Here is a 1,432-nt window from a genome sequence, read left to right as displayed (position 1 = left end):
AGGAGTGCGGCGATTCCTAACACGACTTCTTGCCAACCGTGTTCGAGGTTCATCCACCACCGGGTGAGCGTTCCGGAAACGTGGTCGGTGTCGGTACTGAATCACTCTCTCGGAGATAAGGTGGAATGAAAATTCGGTTGTCGTAGGACAAATATTGTCGAGCGACAACAAGGCGGTCGGTTGCGCATAGTCGGACTAGTGGCCTCTTTCAAATATCAGAACAGGGGGGTTAATCGTGCTCGATGGAAGACCGACTCAATCCTATGGACAGTTTCAACAATGATGTGCGGCAGGGCCCGGGAATCGCTACTGAAGATTCGACATTGAGTAATAAACTCTCTTCTTCCAGTAGGTGGAACATAGTTGTCACTGATAGACACGCTCAAATGAGATGTGATTATTAGGGAATGACGGATTTATGATGGAGTGGAAATCACGACTCGCAGCTACGGTAATCATTGCGTGGTTTCTCGGTACCACACCTATAGTAGAATCTGGAAGTCTTTGCACCCTCTGACGACGTAACCTGCTGCTATCCATCGCTTTTCACCCTTGCGTCAAGGGAGATGAGCAAAAACTTCTGGAGATTACTATAGCTGTACGATCTACTGTAGTTGATTTACTCTGTAAACTTAGCCATGCAATTCGACCGGACAGAGAAATTGGTATGGTGAACGTTGTGTTAGTACGGCCCAGTATGATACCCGGCTCTGGAAGCTGATCGGCTCAAGCGAGACAAAACGCCGACTCCTTGACCCCCTCATACAGCCCATCAGAGAGGTACTTGAGTCCAGTATCGCAAGCAACCGTCACGACAGTTGTATCCGGGTCGCGGCTGGCGGCAATCTGCTGTGCGGCGGCAACGTTCATCCCAGTACTTGTTCCGACGAGCATTCCCTCTTCGCGGGCGATCTCACGGACACACTCAATGCCCTCTGCATTCGGTATTGTGTACACATGGTCGTAGGCACCGTCACTCATCAATGGTGGTGAACCGACAATCGCCGTTCCCTGGACACTATGTTCACCAGTCGTTCCTTCCGTAAGGACCGGAGACTCCGCAGGCTCAACGACTGAAATCCGCACCTCTCTGTCGGCGGTGCTGAGGGCTCGGGCCGTCCCCATCGCACACCCACCAGTCCCAGCGATCATAACGAACTCGTCAACATCAGGGCGCTGGTCAAGAATTTCCTTTCCGAACGCTTCGTACCCGTCAAGCTGATCATGGTTCTCGAATTGGTTGGTGAAGTATGCGCCAGTCTGGTCACGGACTCTCAATGCTTCTTCGCGGAGGTCCTCAAATAGTCCATCGTATGCAGTACCGTTAGGTGTTTCGAGCAGCTCGACCTGAGCACCGAGTGCCCGCATTGAGGCGATTTTCTCGTCTGCGACGCAGTCTGCCGTAACGACGTGGAACGGGTGTCCAAGAACG

General features: G+C 52.2%; 1 protein-coding gene. It reads right to left on the bottom strand.

Going from position 1 to position 1,432, the window contains the following annotated elements:
* Window positions 1-726: 726 nt before the first annotated feature.
* Window positions 727-1,432 (bottom strand): PLP-dependent cysteine synthase family protein (locus tag C5B90_RS19855; RefSeq protein ID WP_115883629.1); only part of this gene is annotated, 706 nt, incomplete at its 5' end.

The sequence above is a fragment of the Haloferax sp. Atlit-12N genome, assembly GCF_003383095.1.
GTDB lineage: Archaea > Halobacteriota > Halobacteria > Halobacteriales > Haloferacaceae > Haloferax.
The sequence above is the reverse complement of the archived record's forward strand: the minus strand, read 5'-3'. Positions and strand labels throughout refer to the sequence as shown.